This window comes from Xenorhabdus sp. TH1, assembly GCF_037260955.1.
Lineage (GTDB): Bacteria > Pseudomonadota > Gammaproteobacteria > Enterobacterales > Enterobacteriaceae > Xenorhabdus > Xenorhabdus griffiniae.
Genome location: NZ_CP147734.1, coordinates 518,944 through 544,757, shown reverse-complemented (window position 1 = coordinate 544,757; position 25,814 = coordinate 518,944). Strand labels below are relative to the sequence as shown.

Annotated in this window: 22 protein-coding genes and 2 pseudogenes; 10 read left to right on the top strand and 14 right to left on the bottom strand. The window is 43.0% G+C overall.

The genetic code is table 11. The features are described from left to right. Positions 1-2 precede the first annotated feature (2 nt). Both WDV74_RS02375 and WDV74_RS02370 read right to left on the bottom strand, forming a co-directional pair. Entirely contained in the window at positions 3-440 is a 438-nt protein-coding gene (locus WDV74_RS02375) for a hypothetical protein (RefSeq protein WP_338884359.1), read from the bottom strand. Positions 441-739: 299 nt separating this feature from the next. Further along, positions 740-976: a hypothetical protein gene (locus tag WDV74_RS02370; protein ID WP_338884357.1), complete on the bottom strand. Its 237-nt coding sequence runs from the start codon at positions 974-976 to the stop codon at positions 740-742. 123 nt (positions 977-1,099) lie between these two features. Between WDV74_RS02370 and WDV74_RS02365 the strand changes: the two genes are divergently transcribed. After that, positions 1,100-1,297, top strand: coding sequence for a hypothetical protein (locus WDV74_RS02365; protein WP_036774117.1), 198 nt, complete (start codon positions 1,100-1,102; stop codon positions 1,295-1,297). Between the two features lie 56 nt (positions 1,298-1,353). Here WDV74_RS02365 and WDV74_RS02360 read toward each other — a convergent pair whose 3' ends face one another. The 3 genes from WDV74_RS02360 to WDV74_RS02350 all read right to left on the bottom strand — a co-directional run bounded on the left by WDV74_RS02360 (position 1,354) and on the right by WDV74_RS02350 (position 3,943). Then, complete coding sequence (locus tag WDV74_RS02360; RefSeq protein ID WP_338884353.1) at positions 1,354-1,638, bottom strand: Imm53 family immunity protein; 285 nt, start codon at positions 1,636-1,638, stop codon at positions 1,354-1,356. Then, positions 1,635-2,669 carry a DUF637 domain-containing protein gene (locus tag WDV74_RS02355; RefSeq protein WP_338885514.1) on the bottom strand — a complete coding sequence of 345 codons (1,035 nt, stop codon included), beginning with the start codon at positions 2,667-2,669 and terminating at the stop codon, positions 1,635-1,637. Before WDV74_RS02355 ends, WDV74_RS02360 begins: the two co-directional genes overlap by 4 nt. A 65-nt stretch (positions 2,670-2,734) precedes the next feature. After that, positions 2,735-3,943, bottom strand: a complete 1,209-nt coding sequence (locus WDV74_RS02350; RefSeq protein ID WP_338884351.1) for a transposase — start codon at positions 3,941-3,943, stop codon at positions 2,735-2,737. Positions 3,944-3,965: 22 nt separating this feature from the next. On the opposite strand from WDV74_RS02350, the gene tnpA reads away from it, so the two are divergent. Next, positions 3,966-4,382: an IS200/IS605 family transposase gene (gene tnpA / locus WDV74_RS02345; RefSeq protein WP_338885513.1), complete on the top strand. Its 417-nt coding sequence runs from the start codon at positions 3,966-3,968 to the stop codon at positions 4,380-4,382. A 148-nt stretch (positions 4,383-4,530) separates the two neighbouring features. Here the strand turns inward: tnpA and WDV74_RS02340 are convergent, their stop codons facing one another. From WDV74_RS02340 to hemA, 7 genes are all read right to left on the bottom strand, one after another. Next, positions 4,531-6,234 carry a hypothetical protein gene (locus WDV74_RS02340; RefSeq protein ID WP_338884349.1) on the bottom strand — a complete coding sequence of 568 codons (1,704 nt, stop codon included), beginning with the start codon at positions 6,232-6,234 and terminating at the stop codon, positions 4,531-4,533. Positions 6,235-6,679: 445 nt separating this feature from the next. Beyond that, positions 6,680-7,440, bottom strand: a protein-coding gene (locus tag WDV74_RS02335) for an IS5 family transposase (protein WP_338884347.1) whose coding sequence is annotated in 2 segments (ribosomal slippage) — positions 6,680-7,299 and positions 7,299-7,440 — 762 coding nt in all. Because the reading frame shifts where the segments join, the coding sequence is not laid out codon by codon here. A gap of 228 nt (positions 7,441-7,668) precedes the next feature. After that, positions 7,669-8,841: an MFS transporter gene (locus tag WDV74_RS02330; protein WP_338884345.1), complete on the bottom strand. Its 1,173-nt coding sequence runs from the start codon at positions 8,839-8,841 to the stop codon at positions 7,669-7,671. A gap of 72 nt (positions 8,842-8,913) precedes the next feature. After that, a complete protein-coding gene (gene asnB / locus WDV74_RS02325) occupies positions 8,914-10,767 on the bottom strand; it encodes an asparagine synthase (glutamine-hydrolyzing) (RefSeq protein WP_338884343.1) in 1,854 nt (617 codons plus the stop codon). 24 nt (positions 10,768-10,791) lie between these two features. Then, positions 10,792-11,871: a Gfo/Idh/MocA family oxidoreductase gene (locus WDV74_RS02320; RefSeq protein ID WP_338884341.1), complete on the bottom strand. Its 1,080-nt coding sequence runs from the start codon at positions 11,869-11,871 to the stop codon at positions 10,792-10,794. 1 nt (position 11,872) lies between these two features. Continuing rightward, positions 11,873-12,370, bottom strand: a complete 498-nt coding sequence (locus WDV74_RS02315) for a GNAT family N-acetyltransferase (RefSeq protein WP_338884339.1) — start codon at positions 12,368-12,370, stop codon at positions 11,873-11,875. A 1-nt stretch (position 12,371) separates the two neighbouring features. Continuing rightward, a complete protein-coding gene (gene hemA, locus WDV74_RS02310) occupies positions 12,372-13,604 on the bottom strand; it encodes a 5-aminolevulinate synthase (protein ID WP_338884337.1) in 1,233 nt (410 codons plus the stop codon). Positions 13,605-13,758: 154 nt separating this feature from the next. Here hemA and WDV74_RS02305 point away from each other — a divergent pair, with 154 nt between their 5' ends. Continuing rightward, positions 13,759-14,625 (top strand): helix-turn-helix transcriptional regulator, encoded by an 867-nt coding sequence (locus WDV74_RS02305; RefSeq protein WP_338884335.1) that lies wholly within the window; start codon positions 13,759-13,761, stop codon positions 14,623-14,625. 20 nt (positions 14,626-14,645) lie between these two features. On the opposite strand, the pseudogene WDV74_RS02300 reads toward WDV74_RS02305, so the two are convergent. Continuing rightward, positions 14,646-15,083: pseudogene (locus WDV74_RS02300) on the bottom strand (transposase); the annotation flags it as partial. Positions 15,084-15,245: 162 nt separating this feature from the next. Between WDV74_RS02300 and WDV74_RS02295 the strand changes: the two are divergent. From WDV74_RS02295 to rluA, 3 genes and pseudogenes are all read left to right on the top strand, one after another. After that, positions 15,246-15,392: pseudogene (locus WDV74_RS02295) on the top strand (DNA polymerase II); the annotation flags it as partial. Between the two features lie 217 nt (positions 15,393-15,609). Beyond that, entirely contained in the window at positions 15,610-18,519 is a 2,910-nt protein-coding gene (rapA, locus tag WDV74_RS02290; RefSeq protein ID WP_338884333.1) for an RNA polymerase-associated protein RapA, read from the top strand. 93 nt (positions 18,520-18,612) lie between these two features. Then, positions 18,613-19,266 (top strand): bifunctional tRNA pseudouridine(32) synthase/23S rRNA pseudouridine(746) synthase RluA, encoded by a 654-nt coding sequence (rluA, locus tag WDV74_RS02285; protein WP_338884332.1) that lies wholly within the window; start codon positions 18,613-18,615, stop codon positions 19,264-19,266. Positions 19,267-19,272: 6 nt separating this feature from the next. On the opposite strand, the gene djlA is transcribed toward rluA, so the two are convergent. Then, positions 19,273-20,082: a co-chaperone DjlA gene (gene djlA / locus WDV74_RS02280; protein WP_338884330.1), complete on the bottom strand. Its 810-nt coding sequence runs from the start codon at positions 20,080-20,082 to the stop codon at positions 19,273-19,275. A 179-nt stretch (positions 20,083-20,261) separates the two neighbouring features. Between djlA and lptD the strand changes: the two genes are divergently transcribed. The 4 genes from lptD to rsmA all read left to right on the top strand — a co-directional run bounded on the left by lptD (position 20,262) and on the right by rsmA (position 25,778). Continuing rightward, positions 20,262-22,622 (top strand): LPS assembly protein LptD, encoded by a 2,361-nt coding sequence (lptD, locus tag WDV74_RS02275; RefSeq protein WP_338884329.1) that lies wholly within the window; start codon positions 20,262-20,264, stop codon positions 22,620-22,622. A gap of 64 nt (positions 22,623-22,686) precedes the next feature. Further along, positions 22,687-23,988, top strand: a complete 1,302-nt coding sequence (surA, locus tag WDV74_RS02270) for a peptidylprolyl isomerase SurA (RefSeq protein WP_338884327.1) — start codon at positions 22,687-22,689, stop codon at positions 23,986-23,988. Then, positions 23,978-24,970, top strand: a complete 993-nt coding sequence (gene pdxA, locus WDV74_RS02265) for a 4-hydroxythreonine-4-phosphate dehydrogenase PdxA (RefSeq protein ID WP_338884325.1) — start codon at positions 23,978-23,980, stop codon at positions 24,968-24,970. Before surA ends, pdxA begins: the two co-directional genes overlap by 11 nt. After that, positions 24,963-25,778, top strand: coding sequence for a 16S rRNA (adenine(1518)-N(6)/adenine(1519)-N(6))-dimethyltransferase RsmA (gene rsmA / locus WDV74_RS02260; RefSeq protein ID WP_338884324.1), 816 nt, complete (start codon positions 24,963-24,965; stop codon positions 25,776-25,778). Before pdxA ends, rsmA begins: the two co-directional genes overlap by 8 nt. Positions 25,779-25,814 lie beyond the last annotated feature (36 nt).

Below are 25,814 nucleotides of genomic sequence, written 5' to 3'. Positions count from 1 at the left end.
GACTAATCAGTTAGTTCAAAATACCATTCAATGAAGGAGTTAAAATCTTTCCATTGAGGTTTGAATTTTCCTTCGTAAAAATCGAGCATCTCTTGTCCTAACCCTATTTTTAGCACCTCTCCCGTTTTTCTATTATAGAAAAATCCATATTCTCCTTCGAAACTATCTAAAGGAATATATTCTTCTGGAAAACGAAGAGCCTTATGCGTACTTTTGATACTCAATTCATAATTAGAATTAATTATAAACCAGCAGATTTGGTAAATTTCACGGTATCTACTAAAAAATGTCGGGCCATCCTCAGCATGTAGATAAAACTGAGCAAAATCAGACTCTAAATCGACATTTAACCCAATTAAAGCATTCAGATATTCTGGGTGGATAGAATCATCCCACCACCCTTGATCGTTAATATATTTTTTAACTTTATCAGATAGCATAATTTATATCCTATTTGTGTTTTTTCTCTTTAGCTCAGTTTCTACTGAAACTGGCGGAAGAGCAAAAGCCGTATTGCTCTTCGCCAATAAATTACCCCGTTGTTATACCGAAGGCAGAAAGTCTGGCGTTAATGTGGGAACACCATGGAAGCGACTGTTTTGGTGGCCAGGAAAATGGCTATTTCGCAGGTGGTTGAAATTAGATAACACGCGTAATTGATTGATTATTTGGTTAGTTAAAGAAGAGCAAGTCGTTAAAGGAGGATCCCAGCCTATGGACTATAAGCTGGGATATTCTATTATCTTTCTACACGGATTATTGATTCATACTTACCAAATTCTGGGAATTTATCATAATTCCCAGTTACATCAGTAAAACTTTCTCTTTCTTGAAGAGAATGTTGTCCGATCTTTTTCTCTTGAATTGTTATATTGCCACTTTCTTTAAATACATACATTGTTGCATTAGATACTGTTTCACTATCATTTAAAAATTCTCGATGAATGGCCATTGATAAAAAAAAGTTTATCGTCATTTAGCAATCTAAAATGATTGCCCTGCAACACGTATACCAGCGGCAACAGGCTCAACTGCGGGAGATTAAGCAGCAGATGCGAGCGTTGATAACCGGTTTTGTGGGTTAAGGGGAGAGCATGAGATGACGATAGTGATTGAACATTTGCAGGATATTCAATTAACTCACATTGAAGCGCTGGCCTTAGCCCAACTGGTTAAGCGGCTGAACTGGGCGGAGATACGCGCCTGTGCCGTGAATGACGAGGAGGCGTATCAGATTAAGGATGCGATCGCTAAGCTCCAATCCGCTCTGGCTTACCGTGGGTATGCGCCACGGTAGATCTCAGAAGGCCGGAAGATCTCGAAAGATCTTTCCGGCTTTAATTAATTATATTTCTACACTTTATCAAGCCATTGTGCTGCATATTTCAGTATTGTCTCTAAATTTGCAACACCTCCATATCCTTTAAATTCTCTTTCACTTGCCTTTATATTTACCCAATCGGCATCAGTGTTATTTACAATAATATTTAATGGGTTTTTCCCATTTTCTCCTGATATATTAACCTTCCAACCAGGATTATCTAATGTACTGATATCAAAGCCATATTCATGTTCCCACATTCCATCGCATTTAGATTGATACCAGTTTTGAAGGTGTTCAATGATATTATCATTCATTTTAATATCCCTTGTTTTTTAGCTAGTTCTCTAGCTGTACGTATATCTTGCTTAGTAGCAGGTCTGGCTACTTCCTGCTTTTTCAAAGGAAAACGTTTTCCATTAGGAGCTATATTTATTGGTGAAGTTTGAACATGTGGAGTTGGTATATCCGTTTGGGTTATTTTATCAAAATGCGCTCTACCTCTTAAATCTATATGCCCCATAGTCGCTGGAGTTGAGAATGTCACTGTATTTTTATTAAGTTGATTAGCTAACTCCTCTGCCATTTCTTGAGCATTTTTAGACGTGCTAGAGGTCACTCCATTTTTTTGTAGCACAGCTAGTTCATTCCTAGTTTGCTGAATCAACTTGTTAGCAGTCTCAAGATCACCGTGCTTTAATGCAGTATTAGCTGATTTTATCATCTTACCAGCAGCAGGACCGGCTCCTGGAAGAAGACCAGCAGTTGCGGCCAGGTAATCGATAGCTGTTTCTGCTTCTTTAAAACTCTTAATAACGCCAAAAACCGGAAGAAAATCTGCGCCGAAACTCAGTGTATTTGCAGCCATTTTACATACATTAGGAGACTGCGCACAGAGTCTTTTCCGACTCTCTTCATGGGCTTTTATCGTACCTGGTACTTCTTTCTCCATCATTGATAAAGCATGGGCTAATTGGTTATATACAATCGTAATTTCCCCAGAATTAGCTCCACTATTAGCACCTTTCGCATTATTTGTAGCAAACGCACCAGCAATACCACCAATGATTTTACCACCAGCTTGAATTTTAGCTGAATCACTAAATGTTTCCTGTAAAACTATAGCGGCAAGAGAAGCTGCTAAGGCTCCAGCCGCAGCACCTTTCGCATTTCCGCCGCCAATTTCTGCTGCAAGAGCGGATACTGCTGCATGGCTAATCGCTTTCCCAGGAACGCCTAATATTTGTCCATTATTCCCGACAAGGTTTGCCCCTTCCGCATTAATTTGATTACCGGCATTGGCAAGCAATGCTGTAGCGAAATTATCTTTAAAGCTGCCACCGTTAATTGCGGTATTTAGACTGGAACTATTGACATCCTCCCCGCCCTAAAGGACGGGGATTCCTACAGCGTTCAGACCGAAGCCTGACTCACCTCGGTGGGTTCCTGCTTCAACGGGCGGTCTGACTGCACCATCCCTCCACAGGCAAGCACGGCATGTCCTGCCGCTAAAATATTACGTGCGGCGTTTACATCCGCGTTCGCGGTGTAGCCGCATACCTGACACACGAATTGACTTTGCGTCTGACGGTTTTCTTTCGCCGTATGACCACAGCAGGCACACCGCTGGCTGGTGTATGCCGGAGGTATCGCCACTACCTGACCACCGCGCCAGAGCTGCTTGTACTCAAGCTGACGGCGCATTTCATGCCAGCCTTGATCCCGTATCGAGCGGTTCAAGCCTGATTTGCCTCTGACGTTTCTTCCGTGCTTCTCTGCCGTGCCTTTTGCCGATTTCGACATGTTACTGACCTTCAAGTCTTCAATGACGATCATCGCGTGGTTTTTGCTGATTTCACTGGTGACTTTGTGAAGGTAGTCGCGCCGGATATTGGCAATGTGCGAGTGCAAACACTGGATTTTCCGTTTTTGTTTCTGCCAGTTTGCGCTGAATTTTACTTTGCGACTCAACTGCCGCTGGAGTGTTGCCAGCTTACGTTGGTTTGCTTTGAAGCTGCTTACTGGCTGATATACCGTGCCATCTGAAAGCGTGGCAAGTTTTGTTACTCCGGCATCCAGTCCGACCATTGATTCTGCATTGTGAGCAGGGTCAGTCACTTCGTATTCAGTCTGGATACTGACGTACCATTTGCCGCATGACTGGCTGACCGTGACGTTTTTCACTTCGCCAATGACTTCACGGCTGTTGCGATAGCGTATCCACCCTAACTTTGGCAACGAGATTCGACTGTTGGGCTGATCGAGCTTCACGCCCTGCGGGTAGCGGAATGAGTCATGTTGACTACGTTTTTTGAAGCGGGGGAATGCAGCACGCTTCTGGAAGAAATTTTTGTAGCCGCGCTCCAGATCTTTCAGTGACTGCTGCAACGGTTGCGAGGGAGATTCTTTCAGCCATTGTGTTTCAGGTACGGATTTCCACTCAATCAACCATGAAGCCATTTTGGTGTAGGGGAGATATTTATTCCCTGCTGCAGGGTTCTCATTCTGGAGTGCCAGTGCACGGTTAAAAACGAAGCGACAAGCCCCTGCGAAGCGTCGCATATCGCGCTCCTGCTGACCATTTGGTCTTAACTGGAATTTGAAGGCTTGAAGTCGTTTCATGACTATCATTATACTTTGGTCTATGACAAAAGAAACTGATAGTCGACGCGGAAAACACGGTGTTTTCCTGATGCACGTCCACTTGGTATTCGTCGCCAAGTATCGACGAAAGATATTCGATCTTGATGCCATCGAAAAGCTACGCAGCTACTTTAGCAGCGTATGTGCTGATTTTGGGGTTGAACTGGTTGAAATGGACGGCGAATACGACCACGTGCATTTGCTGATCAACTACCCGCCAAAGCTCGCAGTATCGAATCTGGTCAACAGTCTTAAAGGCGTTTCCAGCAGGCTGCTTCGGCGTGACCGTCCAGATATTGCTCTACGCTATTACTACAAAGGCGTTCTGTGGACACCGAGCTATTTTGCAAGCAGTTGCGGAGGTGCGCCGATCTCGATCATCCGGCAATACATCGAGCAGCAGAAAACACCAGGTTAGTCGGAAAACCGCGCCTTATATCCCGCCCTGAAGGACGGGGTTTTACGGCGCACCTGATAAATTGCAACTTAAAGTTTAATGCGTATATATCGTTATGAGCTTACCAATAAGCTGAAGTGGCTGCTTAAACAGCCACTAATCTAATATGCTATTGATTATTTTTTATGTCATCTAACGCCACTTTCTTATAAACAACTAAATTCTCTCTATCGCTATTTGGCCTATGACCATGCCAAAATAGCGCCATTCCCTTGGGAGCCGGTTCTATCTCTTCGGATAATACAATCAACCAATCACATTTTTCAGGAGTCTCAAATTTACGCTGTTGTTGATGCAAAACATGGGCAAAGTAATAAAGCATTGGCGCTTCAGATTCTCCAATATAATACGACGCCATACAATCATGATCTTTATACACCCCCGTCAACTTCTGTTTTAGGTCAAGAAACGCCTCTTTATATCCCTTAGTGTAATCAATCCAGCCAACAAATAATGTAAATACTAATCCCCAAACCGTAGCAATACCTAAAACCCAATTTTGGGCAGAACGCAAGTCTGGTGATTTAGAGAGGAACCTATTTTTAGCTATCCATATCGCAGTGATCAAAGCAGCGGCAACAACGATAAATCCCGAAAAATGCATTTGATAACTCATTGGCAGCCATCGGCTAAATGGCATTAACCAATGTTTGTAATCAGTGGAAAGGGATAAAAAATAACAAGACCATAAAAATATAATCAGGACAGACCAAAATAAGGAGGAAAATAGAGTTAAATATTTATAGATTATTTGCGGTATTTTAATAAAAATCCCTGTAGCCAGGATCGCCATGGGTGCAATAAAAGGCAGCAAATATAATGCTCGACCAGAAGCTGATATTTGTAATAGAACAACCCCTAATACAACAAAGGCAGCACACAAGAAATAATGTTTATCCGACAAAATCTTAATTGGATTGGTTAATATAAAGAGAAAAGCCAATATTCCTGATGGCAAGGCAAACAACAGCACCGCTTCAGGGATCATGGTCAAATTCCCTCTTGCACCAAGATCTTCAACAGAAAAACCTAAAAAGCGACCAATATTGTTATCCCAAATCCAGATCTTAAATAAATCAGGATGTTCAATAAGCAACATAATCGGCCACGGCAAGATTAAAACCAGTGCAATGATGCCTGACAAAAAAGCCCTTAGCCAATATTGTCTGGTTCGGCAATGTTTAAGGAACACGGGAGCTAAAACAAGACAAATCCATAATAATCCCGGAATAAATACTCCTTTTGATAAAAGTGTTACAGCCGTACCGATAATCAACCATAAACAGGAGTAATTTGTTTTTTCATTTTTGATTAATCCCAGTAAGCCATATAATCCGATAGTTGTTCCTGTTACTAATGAAGTATCAGTAAACATATCGTGGCTGTGGCGAACTAATCCAGGTGCACTTGCATACAAAGCAAAAGCTATCCATATTCGACTGTCAGTGAAATTTTTGACATCAAATACACGACGCGCCAACAGAATAAAAAAGGAAAAATTGATCACTGAAAAGAATAAAGAGGCGGTTCTAGCTGCATCATGCATCGGAAGCCAATGGGATAACAAATGCATAAATGAAGTGGCTGTCCAATAATATAAGGGAGGCTTTTCCATAAAAGGTTGCCCGGCATTTATGGTTACCAACCAATTTCCCGTTTCATACATGGTATGAATAATGCCAAAACTGTAATTTTCATCTTGTTTCCAGGGTGTATGTCCATAAACACCCGGCAACAAATACAGCAGAGTAAAAGCAATAAATAATAGTAAGGCTTTGATATCTGTTTGAGTCAATTTATTGGGATTATTCATCAATATTTACCAGATTCAATTAATGTTTCATATTATCAGTAAAAAAGAATAGATTAGATATTACCCAATTAATAATAACAACAAAAGTGAATGAAATACGAAAAAAATTTACATTTATTATTATATAATAATGTTAATATTTACATAGAAAACATTAATTTAATATAAATAATATTTTTATGGATTTATTACTCAATAAAATAATAGGGCTATCCCAATAGAATTATCGATTGGAGCAAGTTTTACTGGATGGTTATCTGACCAACGACCCGTTAGAAAACTGAAAAAAACAGGCAGCAATCTAACAAATCAGGGCCCAAAAAATATAAAGAAAAATTTTCTCACAATAGCCAAGGTCTACGAAGTGGCGTGGTTGTAAAAGACGTTAAAAATGCGTGGATGCAAGCCTATATATTAGGGGCTGTTGACGTTTTGAGTTCATCATTTACTCAACCCACATCGGTAACCATATAATGACAAACGCCAGTGCCAACATACTGGCGTAATTTCGCGCCAATTTATCGTATCTTGTTGCAATAGCTCGAAAATGTTTTATTCTGGCAAACGCATTTTCGACCAAATGCCGATAACAGTATAAAACTTCATCAATACTTTTATCGGGTCTTCGGCTATTTTTTCGATAGGCAATGACCGTTTTTGAACCTTGTTTTTCAACGAAATCTCTGAAAGTACCGCTATCGTAACCTTTATCCGCGATCACAAAATCGGATGCGGGTGAATGGGTGACCAAACTTTCTGCATGTACAATGTCGTGCGTTTGACCCCCTGACAGCTCAAAATGGACAGGCAAACCATAACTGTCTACGGCCAAATGAATTTTAGTCGAACGTCCACCTCGACTTTTCCCGATGGCTTCATCTTCTGTTGAAGCGGCCCCTGAGCTATGTTGATGAACGCGGACAATACTCCCATCAATGAATAACCATTCGGTGTCTGTATTTTCAGATAACAATTTGAATAATAATTCAAAAACACCTTTCTTTGACCAGGCGTTAAAGCGCTTAAAAAGCGTATTCCATTTGCCAAATTCATCGGGTAAATCCGCCACGGACATCCCGTTCTCATTCGATAAAGGATCCCTTCGAAAGTCAGGTAATGCGTGTCTTTGTGGTAAATACATCCATGTTGTTGCATTAATACAGCTAGCGTATTCCATAAAGATTTTAATAACATTGTTCTTGGCATGATGAGCTGGGGTAATGGTTTTTTCGCGAAGACAATGATACCAGATCATCATGCTGTTCAAACTTACCTCCACGAAACGTCAACACGCCCTAATAAGCCAATGCTACTATAATATTCTGCTGTACACTGTTTCAGTGTGATGTCGAGGCTAGGAGCAATTGCACAAACTATCGTTTGTGCAATCCTACTTAACGTCTTATTTTTTCTGTTTAGTGAGCAGCCCCCTGATTAATCGTTGTGAGACACCCGATTAATATTCAACAATTGGACAATACAGCCTAATACTGCTACTAAACCAGCAACAGTGGCTAACATCCAAATAGGAAACTCAAAAGACAGCATTATTCCTCCCGCTGCAGCCCCGATGGCACTTCCTAAATAAAGGGCAGATTCATTTAACGCAACAGCCAAATTACCGTCACCTTTTTTCTGTCTAGCACTGATCAATTCATTATTTTGCGGTACTTGTAAAGCCCAACCGACCGCTCCCCATAAGACAATCGGCACTATTAGCAGCCATTGGTTAATATTTGCTAGCCAAGGAAGAGACAGCAGAGAGACAGCAAGTAGCACCATGATACACAACGTCAGCCACGAACCTTTAATACGGTCAACAATAGGCCCAATTAGAAAGCTGCCTACTACTCCGCCAATACCCCAAGACCACAGATAAGAAGTCAAGCTAATATTAATAGAAAAATCCGGGGAGGTAACTAACGGTGCAATAAAGGTGTACATTCCCAGACTGGAAATAGCAGCCAGTAACGATACGATAAGTATTGTCAGTACATGTGTATCGCCCAGAATAGCTATTTTTTCAGCTAAAGAACTAACCTGTCCAGCAGGCAAAGTAGGTAACTTAAGTGCTAAACCAATAAAAGATACCGCACCTAGCAGGCTTATTAGCCAAAACGTAGACTGCCAACCAAAATGTTGAGCAAGTAAAAGGCCTAACGGTACTCCCAGCACTACTCCACTAGCCATACCTCCCATAATGACAGCAATGGTGCGTCCCTGATTACCAGGACCAGAAATGGATGCAGAAGCAGCAATGCCCATAGCCAGATAAACACCAGCACCAATACCGGCAAGGGCACGAAAAACGATCAGCCATGTAAAGTTAGTAACTAGTGCACTGCAAGCATTTGCCAAGAAAAACAGTCCCAACGCAATTAGTAAACCCATTTTTTGTTTTTCTGCAGGCATAAGAGCCACAAAGACAGGTGATCCCAAACCATAGGCAAGTGTAAAAGCAGTCACTAATTGAGCAGCCATACTGATGGAGACAGAAAAGGACGACTCAATCATTGGAATCAATCCAGCAGTAACATAGGAAGCCATGCCTAACGCAAAGGCTCCTATTGCAATAAGATAAATTGGAAATTGAGTATTCTTTTGCATAGACATCTCTTAACAAGTAGGAGAATGGATTAGCCAACCAGCACCTCAGAAGAAGTGCTGGCACCTACAGAATTACAGATTCAGTTCGACACTATATTCCTTCATCCAAGAATTCAGCCCTATAGCAAGCTCCATTCCCATACGATCATACATAGGTGAATTGGAACCCAATGAGATTGCCAGCTTGTCCGACACGCGACGATGATCTAATAGTGGCAAGATAGGTGATGCTTTATCTGCCATTATATTAGAAACTGCGCTACGTAGTGCTTTTTCGTAGTCCGGATCCTGAGTGGACGGATAGGGGCTTTTAACGCGGAGTGAAATAGATTCAGGAAGTAGATCCCGTGTAGCAGCACGTAGGATGCTCTTTTCCCTGCCATCAAACGATTTCATTTCCCAAGGTATATTGAAAGCGTATTGAACCAGACGGTGATCACAGAAGGGTACACGTACTTCCAGACCAACAGCCATACTCATTCTATCTTTACGATCTAACAAAGTTTGCACAAAACGGGTCAAATTGACATAACTCATCTGCCGCATACGCTGATCAAGCGGGCTTTCACCTGGCAAAGTGGGTGTTTCAGCTATTGCTTGTGAGTAGCTATCTTTCAAAAATTCGTCCATGTTCAAGGTAGACAGAAAAGCATCGTTAAACAACGTCTTGCCATCAAAGTATTTCCCTGTCACGGATGTCAGCCAAGGGTAGGTTTCCGCTTTAATTGCTTCAGGGTCATGAAACCAGCGATAACCGCCAAATACCTCATCTGCAGATTCTCCAGATAACGCCACAGTAGAGTGTTTTTTGATCTCCTCAAATAAGCGGTAAATTGAAGGCCACATGTCTCCCCAAAAGGCAGGAGGTAAATCCAGTGCTCTGATAACTTTGTGACGTAGTTCCGGATCAGCCATTTCCCTGCTATCAAGAATAATTTCTCCATGTGAAGATTTAATCATGCTGACCAAGTCTTTCACAAATGGTGCATCCGGTGTGCCACGAACAGCATCACCTACAAACCCCGTACCATGGTCCGCAAAATCAAGCGAAAATGAACGAATATTTTCTTTACCAGCTTCTAGTAGTTTCTTTGAAGCCAAAGCAGTAATTATAGATGAATCCAAACCACCTGACAGTAAACTACATAGGGGAACATCTGCAACAATCTGTCTTTCAACAATATCCTCAAGCAGGTCACGTGTATGCTGAATTGTTTGCTCGAGAGAATCAGAGTGTTCCTGAGCTTCTAGCCGCCAGTAACGATGCTTGCTGCTACCTGTACGGGTAAACTTGATCACTTCACCAGGCAAAACTTCATACATACCATCAAAAACCGCATGACCTGGTGTTTTAACCATTTCTAAAATTTCACGTAGGCCATCAGCAGAAACTTTTGCAGGAACCAGTGGATTGGCCAACAGCGCCTTTGGCTCAGAGCCAAAAATAACGCCGTCTTGCGTCGGATAATAGTAAAGAGGCTTCACACCCATTCTATCACGGATCAGGGTCAAGGATTGCTCATTAATATCCCAGATAGCAAAAGCATAAATACCGTTTAATTTATCAGCGAAACTGAGCCCCCATTCCAAATAGGCGTGCAACACAACTTCCGTATCACTGTGCGTGTCAAAATTATGTCCTCGTTGCAACAATTCTTGTCGTAGTTCACTGAAGTTATAAACCTCACCGCTATAAGTGATAGTGGCTCGCGCTCTACCATTGTTGTGTCCTGCAACCATCGGTTGTAGCCCACCCTCAAGATCAATAATTGCAAGGCGACGATGACCCAGGCCAATTGGACCATCAAACCATAATCCTTCTGCATCTGGGCCACGCTTTGCCATGGTATCAGTCATTTTCTGCAAAACAGATTGTGATTCAATGAGATTTCTTTCCCAAGACAACCAGCCAGCAATACCACACATACTTATTCTCCTAATAATAAAATATTAACCTAGAGTTTCTAATTCGCTATCTTCCGACTGAAAAATACGTTCGCCACCATGGAAATATTTCGCGTTTAGACAATAATCAGATTGGCTGGCTATATCGTTAAGCCTTAACTGCAATCTTCTTGAAGTTTCAATATCAGCAAAAGGGTGAACAGGTAGTGTATTGAATGCACAAAAATTCAATACGTCGTCACATAGCGCACTTAATTTATAAATAGTTTCCAAACCTGCTGGAAATACTTCTAGATCTGTTCGGTAATCAACAATAATTTCCTGACGACCAAGATGATTCCTTGTCCAAATTTGCAAATGGTCGCAGTCCCAATAAGGAGTATCGTAAGTAATGCGGGCATGTAGTAAACGCCCATTTTTATCAATAAAGGAAAAATCAACGGTTCTTTGGCGTACTATATTAACAAAACTGCTATAGCCAGTAACAATCCCGTTGCCTAATGAAGCAGTTATAAAAGCACTATCCATGACACTGTCACCAGAAATGGAAAAGTCTGAATTAATGCCAGAAATTGAAGAGAGTATTATTTGGCCCTGTTGCGAATAAATCCATTCCACTAAATCGAATGCATGGATAATTTCACTAATTACACCGCAAGTAGGGCGATAATCGTTGATCCTATCTTTTCCCCAGTAAAAATGTGCTCTTACTAAATTACAGTTATTCTGTACGATAAAATCTCTAAGCTTACGCGTTGCTTCCGAATAACGTTCGACAAGATCCAAAGCAAATCCTTTAACGTTTTTCAGTCCAACAATTGCTTTTTCTATTTCATCATATTGAGTTACTAGAGGTTTTTCGCAAATAACAAACCCCTGATAACCTTCTAGCGCGTATAAAACATTAGCATGATACTTATCGTTTACACTAACAACGACTATATCAGGATTAAAATCGTGTAATGCTTCATCTATTGATGCATAGTAAGGTAATGCAACATCCTTTTTTACACGACCAACATAAGAAATATTTAAATTAATGGCTGAATAATTTTTTCTTAAATATTCAAATGCTCTCTGATATCTTTTTCCTGCATAGCCCAGACCGATAATAAGGATATTCATATCATTTACTCAGTAGAAAGAATGTTTTTTCATTGCTAAGATGAAAACCTAACTTCTGATAAAAAACCTCGGCATCACAGGTAGATTGCAACGTTAGTTTTGTTACCCCATGCTCGCTGAACCATTGATTCAGCCGGTTCATTAAACGTGTGGCAACCCCTTTTTGCTTCATATCCTCCTGAACAATCATTGATTGAATCCAGCCACATAATCCATTAATACAGTCGATGGTGGGCGCACGCTTATCAATTACACCTGTCACACAACCAACTAGCTGATTATCCTTTTCCCTGACTGCAACAAAAATAACCACATCACAATCGGAATTAAGATAATCAGTAAGCCAAGATTTATAAGCTTCTTTCCACCTTTTCTGGTCTTCAGGTATTTTGCTTCCATATATTTCTATCGCATTATCCAGCAGATAACTGCGTAACCTAATAAGGCTATCAATGTCAGCCAGAGTAGCTTTGCAGATCCTAACAACCTCTTTTTCCATATTAGCTTGCCTTCATTTTCTCATGTTTACTAAAGAGAGGAAGTGATAAGTAATTAAATACTTCAGTAATGGCATCAGCCAATTGAATGATGTGTTCTTTAGTATGTTTTGGTGTTGCGTTGATTCGGAAGCGTTCAGTACCAATAGGAACAGAAGGATAATTAATTGGCTGTATGTAAATACCGTGACATTTTAATAGCCTTTCAGCAGCGGCTTTACATTTTACTGCATCACCAATTAACACAGGTAAAATATGAGTCTCCGAGCAAGGCATAACTGGAATACCTTTTTCTGCAAACAACTCTCTAATCAAACGAGTATTACTATGCAGTTGCTCTCGTAGGATATCGTTTTCTTTAATATATTTAATACTGACTAGGCTTCCAGCAGCAATACAAGGAGGCAAAGATGTAGTGAAAATAAATCCTGTCGCAAATGAGCGAATGGAATCAATAATAATTGAATTGGCTGCAATATATCCACCAATAATTCCAATAGCTTTAGCCATAGTTCCTTGAATAATGTCAATTTTATGGCTGATATTTTTTTTAGCGGCAATACCTGCTCCTTTTGGGCCATACATACCTATTGCATGTACTTCATCAAGAAATGTCATAGCATTATATTTCTTTGCTAAAGCTACAATTTCCTCTAAAGGTGCTATATCACCATCCATAGAGTAAATTGATTCGAAAATAATGAGTTTTGGACGCTCATTAGGATATTGTTGCAGGATATGTTCGAGATCTTCTGTATCATTATGCTTAAATACTTCCCGTTGGTTTTTGGTAGCTCGGATACCATTGACAATGGAGGCATGATTAAGCTCATCACTAATCACCACCAAATCTGGGAATAAGCGCAATAGACATTGTATCGTTGCATCGTTAGATCCAAATCCAGTAGGGAAAACTAAAGCTGCCTCCTTATAATGCCAACCAGCTAATTCTGCTTCCAGATGTTGATATATTTCATGAGAACCACCGATATTACGTGAACCTCCTGAGCCAGCACCGTGACTCTCAATAGCATCATGCATCGCTTGCCGGACAAACATATTCTCTGACATACCAAGATAATCATTACTGCACCATACAACAACACTGTTCTCATTATTATCACCAAGCGTTGCTAATGGGTAATCTCCACATCTGCGATTAAGGTAAGTGAAAGTGCGATATTGACCATCAAGCTTAAGTTTATTTAGCTTTTCTAGCAATTTACTTTGATACATAAATTTTAATCCCTGAATTAATATTCTTAGTTAATAATTTGTTTTGCAAATAACAAACAAAAAAAAATAACAACATCTTGTTTGCGTAATCTATTTTATATATAAGTAGAAGTGATACAATCTAACCAGTTATGCTATTACTAAAGGTATTATTATGGAGATTGGCAATACCCCACAGCGTACTCGCCCCAAGCTCGGGGAGTTTCTTCGCCTGAAAAGAGCGGCTATTACGCCTGAAGAAGTAGGATTGACAACAAGTAAGCGACGTCGAACGCCAGGATTACGACGCGAAGAAGTAGCGGCATTAGCAGGTGTCGGAGTGGTTTGGTATACTTGGCTTGAACAAGGAAGGAATATCAACGTATCAACAATATTCCTTGATAATCTGTCCAGAGTATTAAAACTTGATAATACAGAAAGAAATTACTTATATCTTTTAGCTCAGCAGAGACTACCTGCTGAATTAGGAAAAACCTCAACTGTAGTGTCACCATTAATTGTTCGCTTGCTACAAGATCTGACATATAGGCCTACATATATTCTCAACTTACGTTGGGATATTCTTGCATGGAACAATGCAGCAGAGGCAGTATTTCACTTCTCCAAGCACCAGGAAGAAGATCGTAATTTTCTATGGTTACTTTTCAGCGATAAACTATATAAAGATTTAATGCAGCCTTTTACAGATCAGCTGATTCAGATGGTAAATAGTTTTCGACGTGACTATGCCAAAGCACCATATGATGATGCTATTAACACTTTGATTCATCGTCTGGAAAAAGACTCCCTCCTTTTTCGTCAACTTTGGCAAGATCATAATGTTCATGGCCCGTGCAACGGAATAAGAGATTTTTATATTGAAGGAATAGGCCATACAAAATTCGAACACTATTCTTTGATTGTTGATGATCAAAGACATATTCGTATGGTCTATTATGCAGTTCAAGAATCACTGAAAAATGAGGAATTCATCGATTGGCTCACCGATACCAATAAAAAGACTTCAAAAATTGGTTCATAATTATCTATATCAATCTAACTTCAAGATGCCGGTTTTAAAATCTGAAAATTGTCAGTCAGTCGAGTCGTCAGTTCTTGCGCTTTTTCTGGCAAAGTGACGGGGGGGTTCACGGAATGTCTTCGCATTCGGAAAATAGACATTGTTACGCACTTGCTCATCCATATATTTCTACAATCGCTCTATCGGATTGAGGTTAGGCTGTAAGGCGGTTGGTAATGCAATTCTATATTGAGGACATATGCAATATCTTTCACCAACTCTGCTCGGTGGTAACCCGCCTCACCCAGAATGATATGGATTTTTTGCGAAAGCGGGTAAATTTCCCGGAGCGCCCCGAAGAAATACGCGATATTTTCAACATTGATGCTCGGATATTCACGAATCACGGTGTTTTCAATTCGTTATAAATTGAGGGCACCCAGAATATTGAGACGGGTACGACTGCTGGTGGTTTCGACGTAACCGACTAATTAACCCCAATACCCGACTGTTCCCTCTTTTGTCATAGCGTGTTTTCTTTTATCAATAAGGTACCCCCATGACATTCACTTCAGGATCTCTATGATTCTGGCTGCTTTTGGGTGGTACGTCCCTCTGTGTATCCGCAGCATGAGAATCACGATCCACTAGAGAACCAAACCTCTCCCCCCGATTATGAACACTATCTCAATAAGCAATTGAAGCCGATTGCTGACGCTATCTTGCCATTTGTTCAAGATGACTTTATGCCTCTGCTGACAGGGCAAATGAGCATCTCTTTCGAATAATGGATATTTTTGCAGGTGACGGCTTGCTCGGCTTCAATTAACATATCGCCCCTCTAATGGGCCATTGTACTTTTACGATCCTTTTATCAAAAAACAGGGTTGTAAAATGCAATTGAAAACTATCCCTATCGATAATCAATAATGATCGATATCCAACAAAAGCAGCCATCCTGCAACCATAAATAATATTGTCTAACAGAAAACTGAGCCAAAATTTATGCCATTTACTCTTGGTCAACGCTGGATAAGCGATACAGAAAGCGAACTTGGATTAGGAACAGTCGTGGCGCTTGATGCGCGCATGGTAACGTTACTCTTCCCTGCCAGCGGAGAAAACCGCCTTTACGCACGCAATGATTCCCCCATCACCCGCGTTATGTTTAATGTGGACGATACCGTAACCAGTCACGAAGGCTGGAAACTCAAGATTAATGATGTCCAACAAGATAATGGCCTGCTGATCTATGTTGGTACACGTCTGGATACGGAAGAAGAAAATATCTGCTTGCGGGAAGTTTTTCTGGATAGCAAGCTGACGTTTAACAAACCACAGGATCGCTTGTTTGCAGGTCAAATTGACCGCATGGATCGCTTTGCGTTGCGTTTTCGCGCCCGTAAGCACCAAAGCGAACAGTTCCGTTTGGCAGAAAGTGGGCTGCGTGGCATCCGTGCCAGTTTGATCCCTCACCAGTTACACATCGCCAATGAAGTAGGCAAACGCCACGCACCACGTGTGTTACTGGCGGATGAAGTCGGCCTGGGGAAAACCATTGAAGCCGGGATGATTATCCACCAGCAATTAATGGCTGGACGGGCTGAACGTGTGTTAGTTATTGTGCCAGATAGCCTGCAACACCAATGGTTGGTGGAAATGCTGCGCCGTTTCAATTTGCGTTTTTCGCTGTTTGATGATGACCGCTATAGCGAAGCACTGCATGACAGCGATAATCCATTCGAAACCGAACAGTTGATTATCTGTTCCTTAGATTTTGTTCGCCGCAATAAGCAACGTTTTGAGCTTCTGCTGGAAGCAAGCTGGGATTTGATGGTGGTGGATGAAGCTCACCATCTGGCGTGGAGTGAGAAATCGCCAAGCCGCGAATATCAAGTTATCGAACAATTGGCAGAACAAATCCCGTCCGTCCTATTGTTAACGGCGACACCAGAGCAGTTGGGGCAAGAAAGTCACTTTGCCCGCCTGCGCCTGCTGGATCCAAATCGTTTCCACGATTATCAGGCTTTTATTGATGAACAACAGCAATACCGTCCTGTCGCAGATGCTGTGACGTTGCTGTTATCCGGTGACACCCTGAACAATGACCAGCAAAATGCCATTGTCGAACTGATCAGCGAACAGGATATCGAGCCTCTGCTGAAAGCCGCAAACAGCAATCAGGATGGGGAGAGCGAAGATGCGCGCCGCGAACTGATCACTATGTTGATGGATCGTCACGGCACCAGCCGCCTGCTTTTCCGTAACACCCGTGGTGGTGTGAAAGGCTTCCCGCATCGTGAATTGCACGAGATCAAGTTACCATTGCCGTCCCAATACCAGACGGCAATCAAGGTTTCTGAAATCATGGGTGCCAAAAAGACAGTGGAGTCTCGCGCCAAAGATATGCTCTATCCTGAACGGATTTATCAGGAATTCGAAGGGGAAAATGCCACATGGTGGAATTTCGATCCCCGCGTAGAATGGCTGATGGGTTTCTTGATGGCAAACCGCGATGAGAAAGTGCTGGTGATCTGTGCCAAAGCAGAAACGGCACTGCAACTGGAACAAGTTTTGCGTGAACGCGAAGGCATCCGCAGTGCTGTGTTCCACGAAGGTTTGTCTTTGCTGGAGCGTGACCGTGCCGCCGCTTACTTCGCTTCTGAGGAAGAAGGCGCACAAGTGCTGCTTTGTTCTGAAATTGGCTCAGAAGGACGTAACTTCCAGTTTGCCAACCAGCTTGTCATGTTTGATTTGCCATTCAACCCTGATTTGCTGGAACAGCGTATCGGTCGTTTAGATCGTATCGGACAAAACCGTAATATCAAAATCAGTGTGCCTTATCTGGAAAATACGGCGCAATCCATTCTCCTGCGCTGGTATCACGAAGGGCTGGATGCCTTTGAGCATACTTGTCCAACAGGCCGCGCCATCTATGACAAGTATTATGAAAACCTGCTCAATTTCCTGGCTAAACCTAATGAACAAACTGGCTTCAGTGAGTTTATTACCGAATGTCGCGGGCATCATGAGAAGCTTAAACAGCAATTGGAACAAGGACGTGACCGTCTGCTGGAGATGAATTCCAACGGTGGCGAGCAAGGCCAGAAGCTGGCAGAAAAGATTGCGGCGCAAGATAACGACACGGATCTGGTGAATTTTGCCCTGAATTTGTTTGATATCATTGGGATCAATCAGGAAGATCGCTGCGACAATATTATTGCCCTGCATCCATCCGATCATATGCTGGTACCTGATTTCCCTGGATTACCCAAGGATGGCTGCTCGATTACGTTTGACCGTGAAAAAGCCCTCTCCCGCGAAGATACTCAGTTCCTGAGCTGGGAACACCCAATCATTCGCAATGGCCTGGATTTAATCCTGTCGGGAGATACGGGAAGCTGTGCCGTTTCCATCCTGAAAAACAAAGCGTTGCCAGTCGGTACGCTGTTGGTTGAGTTGATTTACGTTGTTGAAGCCCAGGCGCCAAAACACCTGCAATTGACCCGTTTCTTGCCACCAACGCCAGTGCGCCTTTTGTTGGATCTGAAAGGCACTAATCTGGCACCTCAGGTTGAATTTGAAAGCTTCAACCGTCAGCTAAATGCGATTAACCGCCATAACGCCAGCAAGCTGGTTAATGCGGTACAGAAAGAGGTTCATGCTATCTTGCAACAATCGGAGCCTCTGATCGAAGAGCAAGCACGGGCGTTAATTGAGAAAGCGAAGAAAGAAGCAGATGAAGCGCTGTCGGCTGAGTTGTCACGTCTGGAAGCGCTGAAAGCGGTTAACCCGAATATCCGTGATGATGAGCTGGAAGCGATTAGCTCCGAGCATAAGCATCTGCTGCTCAATCTTGATCAAGCCAACTGGCGTCTGGATGCGATTCGTTTGGTGGTTATTTCTCACCAATAAGCAGACATCAATAACCTGTCATTCGGTAAACTCAGGGGTGTTTTCGCAAGATGCCCCTGGGAAGCCAATTTTTTCCGACCCATTGGAGCCACTATGCTGGAGTCTTATAATCCCCCGACAGATCCTTGGTTATATGTGCTGTATCAGGACGAGCACATTATGGTTGTCAACAAACCCAGTGGATTGCTCTCTGTGCCGGGTAAAGCGGAAGAGCACAAGGACAGTATCATGACGCGGATACAAGCTGAATTTCCTACCGCCGAATCAGTCCATCGATTGGATATGGCCACCAGTGGTATTATGGTCGTGGCGCTGACGAAAGCCGCCGAGCGTGAGTTGAAACGCCAGTTTCGTGAGCGTGAACCGAAAAAAATCTATATCGCGCGGGTATGGGGAAAGCTGGAGCCGGAAAAAGGCTTGGTAGATCTGCCCCTAATCTGTGATTGGCCAAATCGCCCAAAACAAAAAGTCTGTTTTGAAACGGGCAAATCCGCACAAACTGAGTATCAGGTACTGGAATATGAGAGCCAGGCAACGCGCGTCAGACTCGCGCCAATCACTGGACGCTCTCATCAGCTTCGGGTACATATGCTGGCACTGGGTAATCCCATTCTGGGAGATAAGTTCTATGCTCATACGCAGGCAAGGGAAATGGCACCTCGCCTACAATTACATGCCCAAGAACTCTTTATTACTCATCCGGCTTATGGCACCCCCATGCATTTTGAGTGTAAAGCCGAATTTTAACGAGCGCTATTTAAAGCCCCTCTCCTTTTTAATCAAATCGTAAGCCGACTGGATGGACTGCGTCTTTTGTTTCGCCAGTTCCATCATTTCTGGTGGTAAACCTTTTGCCACCAGTTTATCGGGATGATGCTCGCTCATCAGTTTTCGATAAGCCCGCTTAATGGTGGTCGCATCATCCTGTTTATTGACACCTAATACCTTACAAGCATCTTCCAATGTCGCGCGCTGCTGTCCATGACCTTGATAGCGCCCATAATGCTGGTGCTGTCCATTGAAATGGCGGCCACCTTCCATCATGGCAAGGAATCGTTCAAATTGAATATGGGAAATGCCTAACTCTTCAGCAATGACAAACAGAACTTTTCTTTCATTGGGATGCAGTTCGCCATCCGCAAATGCTGCTTGTAGTTGAATTTCCAGAAACATGCGGATCAGATCAGAACGGCCAAAGCAAGCACGGCGTAATTGTTGCATTGTTTTACGCAAAGGAAATTCAGGTTGTTTGCCTTCACGAAACGCCTGCTGCGCGGAAAGCCGTGCCTCACCATGCAGTTGCATTCTGTTCATCAATTGGGTGGCGAGCTGGATATCCGTTTCTGTTACCCGACCTTTTGCTTTGGTTAAATGCCCTAATACTTGAAAAGTACTGCGGAAAAACAGTGCCTGTCGGGTTGGGCCTTTCGTCGTTTTCCCCAATTTTTGCATCCTGATTTTGTCAAGGATGTGACCAAGCACTAGGCCAATCACTATCCCCCAAAAACCAGCACCAGATGCAATTCCAAATATCAATCCGAATAATTTTCCCCAATACTGCATATAGTCTTTAATTCCCCAATGCCCTGAGCGCAATTTTGCATTATCATACTATCCATTAAGCTCTGTGCCTAACAACAAGATTAGCAAAGTTAATTACTCTGGTGCATATCTATCAACTACGTTAGTCTCTGAGCGTTTGCTGGCATGATGCCACTGATGACGGAACCGCATAAACATCTATGAATAAATGTTATCCTACTCTGCTGGCCACAATGGTATGGGCAGCACTTTATAGTCAGCAAGCTCATGCTGACCTTGCAGCACAATGTATGTTGGGTGTACCTGTCTACGATAAGCCAATTATCACAGGCGATCCTAATGAACTGCCAGTTTACATTCAATCCGATGATACTCGCGGTGAATATCCTAATATGGTCGAGTTCATTGGTAATGTTAGTATCCAACAGGGAAACAAGACACTGACAGCCGATAAAGTCCGGCTCGAACAGACACAAGATAAAGAACCTATACGCACGGTTACCGCTGTGGGTAATGTCAGCTATGATGACCCCCAGATCATTTTGAAGGGACCACGCGCGTGGGCAAATCTGAACAATAAAGATACCGACGTGGAACAAGGCAAGTACCAGATGGTTGGCCGTCAAGGACGTGGTAGCGCAGACAAGATGATGATGCGTGGTAAAAACCGCTATACTATCATGAATAATGGCATATTCACTTCTTGTCTGCCCGGTAATGATAGCTGGAGTGTCGTGGGTTCTGAGGTCATCCTTGACCGCGAAGAAGAAGTCGCTGAAGTCTGGAATGCCCGTTTTCGCGTTGCCAATGTGCCGGTATTTTACACTCCCTATTTACAATTACCCATTGGGGATAAACGCCGGTCTGGTTTCTTAATCCCGAATGCCAGTTTTTCCAATAAAGAAGGCATCCAATTCCTGCTACCCTATTATTGGAACATTGCACCCAACTATGATGCCACGATTACCCCGCATCTCATCACGATGCGAGGTTTGAAGCTGGATAATGAATTTCGTTACTTAACCAAGGCGGGTGCAGGTACAGTTGCGCTGGATTGGATTGGCCAGGATCGTCTGTATAGAGAGGATAAAAGACTCAATATCAGGCCTGAGAGAGATAGCAACAGCCGCTGGTTGTTCTACTGGAAACACAGTGGTGTCCTGAATCAAGCTTGGCGTTTCAGTGCTGATTATACCAAAGTCAGTGATCCTAAATATTTCAATGATTTCAGCTCACAATACGGTTCCAGTACCGATGGTTATGCCACCCAGAAATTCAGTATTGGCTATGCCCAGCAAAACTGGAATGCCACACTCACAACCAAACAGTTCCAAATATTTACCCCAAGTGATAGAGGAAAATCTTACCGAACGGAGCCTCAGTTGGATCTCAACTACTATAAAAATGATTTGGGACCATTTGATTTTCGGACTTATGCCCAGGTGGCCAAATTTACCAGTGTTGGTAACCAATGGCCAGATGGAACGCGCTGGCACCTGGAGCCTTCCATTAACTTACCACTTTCCAATGGGTGGGCGAGCATCAATAATGAATTTAAGTTGATGGCAACCCATTATCAACAGGATCTTACTGAAACAACTAAATCTAACTCTGAGATACCTGCATTGGAAAGATCGGTCAACCGTATTATGCCGGTGTTTAAATCAGATGCGAAGATGGTGTTTGAACGCACCATGTATTTTAACCAAGACTACACCCAGACGCTGGAACCGCGCGTTCAATATCTCTATGTGCCTTATAAGAATCAAAACAACATCAATAACTTTGATTCTTCTTTGCTACAATCGGACTATACCGGATTGTTCCGAGATCGCTTCTACAGTGGCTTAGACCGTGTTTCATCTGCCAATCAATTTACCACTGGTGTGACTACCCGTATTTATGATGAAAATTTAGTTGAACGTTTTAGCCTGTCCGTAGGTCAAATTTATCATTTTGAGCGTCCACGTACCGAAGATACTGAGTCTGTCTCAAGTAGTAAGAATATCATAGGAAACAAAAAAGGAACGGGGGCGACAACTTGGGCTGGAGATGTACACTGGAGAATCAATGACTCCTGGGGCATCAAAGGCGGGCTGCAATATGACAATCGTCTAGACAGCTTCACTATGGGTAATGCCGTAATGGAGTACCGTCATGATGCTGACCGCATATTACAGCTCAGCTATCGTTTTGTTGACCGCGATTATATTCAAGCCACACTCAAGGGAGGCGCACCCGCTTACCAGCAAGGAATTTCTCAGATTGGTATGGTGGCAAGTTGGCCATTGTCAGATCATTGGGCGTTCGTCGGTGCTTACTACTACGATACCAAAGAGAAACAGCCTGCAAACCAAATGGTAGGTTTGCAATACAACACCTGCTGCTGGGCAGTCAGTGTGGGTTATGAACGTAAGATCACCGACTGGCGCTTCGACAGTAGTCAATATGACAATAAATGGTCATTTAATGTTGAACTTCGTGGCTTAAGTAACAATCATAGTTTAGGTAGTCAAAAAATGTTACAGCAAGGTATTCTTCCATACCAACGTGCATTCTGATACCGATAAACGCAATGTAAACAAAATAACCCCGCCAAGGCGGGATTGATATGATGGGAAATGTATGAAGAACTGGAGATCGCTCATTTTCGGATTGATGTTTTCAGTAAACTCCGTCGCAATGGCTGCTCCACAAGAGCTGAATAAGGTAGCTGCCGTTGTTAACAATGATGTCGTACTGGAAAGTGACGTTAACAGCCTTTTACAATCCGTTAAACTCAATGCAAAACATGCAGACCAGCAATTACCGGATGAGAAAACATTGCGTCACCAAATCCTTGAGCGCCTGATTATGGATGATATTGTTCTGCAAATGGCAAACCGGATGCAAATAACCATCCCTGATCAAGCCCTGGATTCTGCGATCACGAATATTGCGGCTCAAAACCACTTGAATATCGCCCAGTTAAAACAAAATCTGGCCGCAGATGGTATAAGTTTTGATACTTACCGTAACCAAATCCGCAAGGAAATGATGATTGCGGAAGTACGTAACAATGAAGTACGCCGCCGTATCACTATCCTGCCACAGGAAGTTGATTCACTGGCTAACCAAATCAGCAACCAAAACAGTCAGGACTCTGAGGTAAACCTCAGCCAGATCTTGATCCCTCTGCCAGAGAACCCAAACCAGGAGCAGGTAGAAAAAGCGGAAACAACGATCAAAAAAATCTTATCTGAACTCCAGAATGGCGTAGATTTCGGCAAATTAGCCCTCTCCTATTCCGGCGATACCCAAGCCCTGAAAGGGGGAAATATGGGTTGGAGCAAACTGCAAGAATTGCCATCCTTATTCGCTGCACAGCTCCAGTCTGCCCATAAAGGACAGATTATTGGCCCAATTCGTTCCGGTGTTGGTTTCCACATTCTGAAAGTGAATGATATCCGTGGTGGCCAGATGCCAATTGCCGTCACTGAAGTGAATGCCCGCCATATTCTGCTAAAAACATCACCTATTATGAATGACGAGCAAGCACGCAATGAGTTGCTGAAACTCAGAGAAGGGATCTTAAGTGGCAAAACTTCATTCGAAGAAGCAGCAAAAGCGCATTCTGAAGATCCCGGTTCAGCCATGCATGGTGGAGAATTGGGTTGGAATTTGCCAAGTGCTTACGATCCCGCTTTCCGTGATGCGTTGATGAAGCTGCAAAAGGGTGAGATCAGCCAGCCTGTCCATTCCTCTTTCGGCTGGCACTTAATCCAATTGCTGGATAGCCGTAAAGTTGACAGAACAGATGCCGCGCAGAAAGATCGCGCTTACCGTTTACTGTTCAACCGTAAATTCAATGAAGAGGCACAAAGCTGGATACAGGAGTTACGCGCCTCTGCTTATGTGAAAATTTTAGATGGCAGCAATGTACAATAATAAACCCATCGTCATTACCCCCGGCGAACCTGCCGGGGTTGGCCCTGATTTAGTCATCGCTTTGGCGCAAAAAGAGTGGCCTATCCAACTGGTTGTCTGTGCCGATCCAGAGCTGTTGCTCTCCCGAGCTAAACAACTGAATTTACCGCTGCAACTGCAAACTTATTATCCAGAACACATTGCTTCATCACAAGCAGCCGGAACCCTAACCATCCTGCCTGTTTATCTTCACTCCCCGGCGATTGCAGGGGAGTTAAACCGGAAAAATGGTACTTACGTCACGGAAACCTTAGCAAGAGCTTGTGATGGTTGCCTAAATGGGGAGTTCTCAGCATTAGTAACAGGACCTGTACATAAAGGTGTCATTAATGATGCCGGTGTACCTTTTACCGGACATACTGAGTTTTTTGCTGACCACAGCCAATGTTCAAGGGTTGTTATGATGTTGGCAACAGAAGAGCTACGGGTCGCGTTGGCAACAACGCACCTGCCGATTCTGGATGTTCCCAAAGCGATTACGTTTGATTCCCTCCGGGAAGTGATTACTATCCTTAATCATGATTTAAAAACCAAATTCGGTATCCCTCGTCCCCATATCTATGTGTGTGGCCTAAATCCTCACGCCGGTGAAGGAGGGCATATGGGGCATGAAGAAATAGACGTTATCATTCCCGCCTTAGACAGTTTAAGAGCAGAAGGGATATGGCTGGAAGGTCCATTGCCTGCGGATACCCTGTTCCAACCCAAATATTTAGATCATGCTGATGCCGTACTTTCAATGTATCACGATCAAGGGTTACCCGTGTTAAAATACCAGGGTTTTGGCAGGGCCATGAATATTACGTTGGGTCTGCCATTTATCCGAACTTCTGTCGATCATGGCACAGCACTGGAGCTGGCGGGGACAGGTCAAGCTGATGTGGGTAGTTTTATCACCGCATTGAATCTAGCAATTAAAATGATACAAAACAGTAATGAATAACAAAGTCCATCAAGGGCACCATGCCCGTAAACGTTTCGGGCAAAACTTTTTAACCGATCAGTTTATCATTGATAGCATTGTCAATGCGATGAACCCACTGGTCGGCCAAGCCATCGTGGAAATCGGCCCAGGTCTAGGAGCACTGACTGAACCCGTTGGTGAACGCATGGATAAAATGACTGTCGTCGAGCTTGACCGTGATTTAGCGGCTCGTTTGCACGTCCACCCCAAACTGAAAGATAAGCTGACAATCATCCAACAAGATGCAATGACCGTTGATTTTGGTCAGATTGCCAAAGAATATGGGCAATCTCTGCGTGTATTTGGTAACTTGCCTTATAACATCTCTACGCCGTTAATGTTCCATCTTTTCAGCTATACTAATGCCATTGCTGATATGAACTTTATGCTGCAGAAAGAAGTCGTGAATCGTCTTGTCGCGGGACCCGGCACTAAAGCCTACGGACGCTTAAGTGTGATGGCACAATATTACTGTCAGGTAATCCCTATTCTTGAAGTACCACCAACGGCATTTACACCAGCGCCAAAAGTGGATTCTGCTATTGTGCGTTTGATCCCACACAAGAACATACCTTATCCTGTTCAGGACATTCGCATATTAGCCCAGATCACAACCCAGGCATTTAACCAACGGAGAAAAACGCTCCGCAATAGCCTTGGGAACATTTTTTCTGTTGAACAGTTAACCGAATTGGGCGTTGATCCAAGTACCAGGGCTGAAAACATCTCTGTCGAGCAATACTGTAAGATGGCGAACTGGTTATCATCTCAACCGAAAACTGCCTAAACAAATAAACAGACGTTGCAGCAACAGGAGGCACCT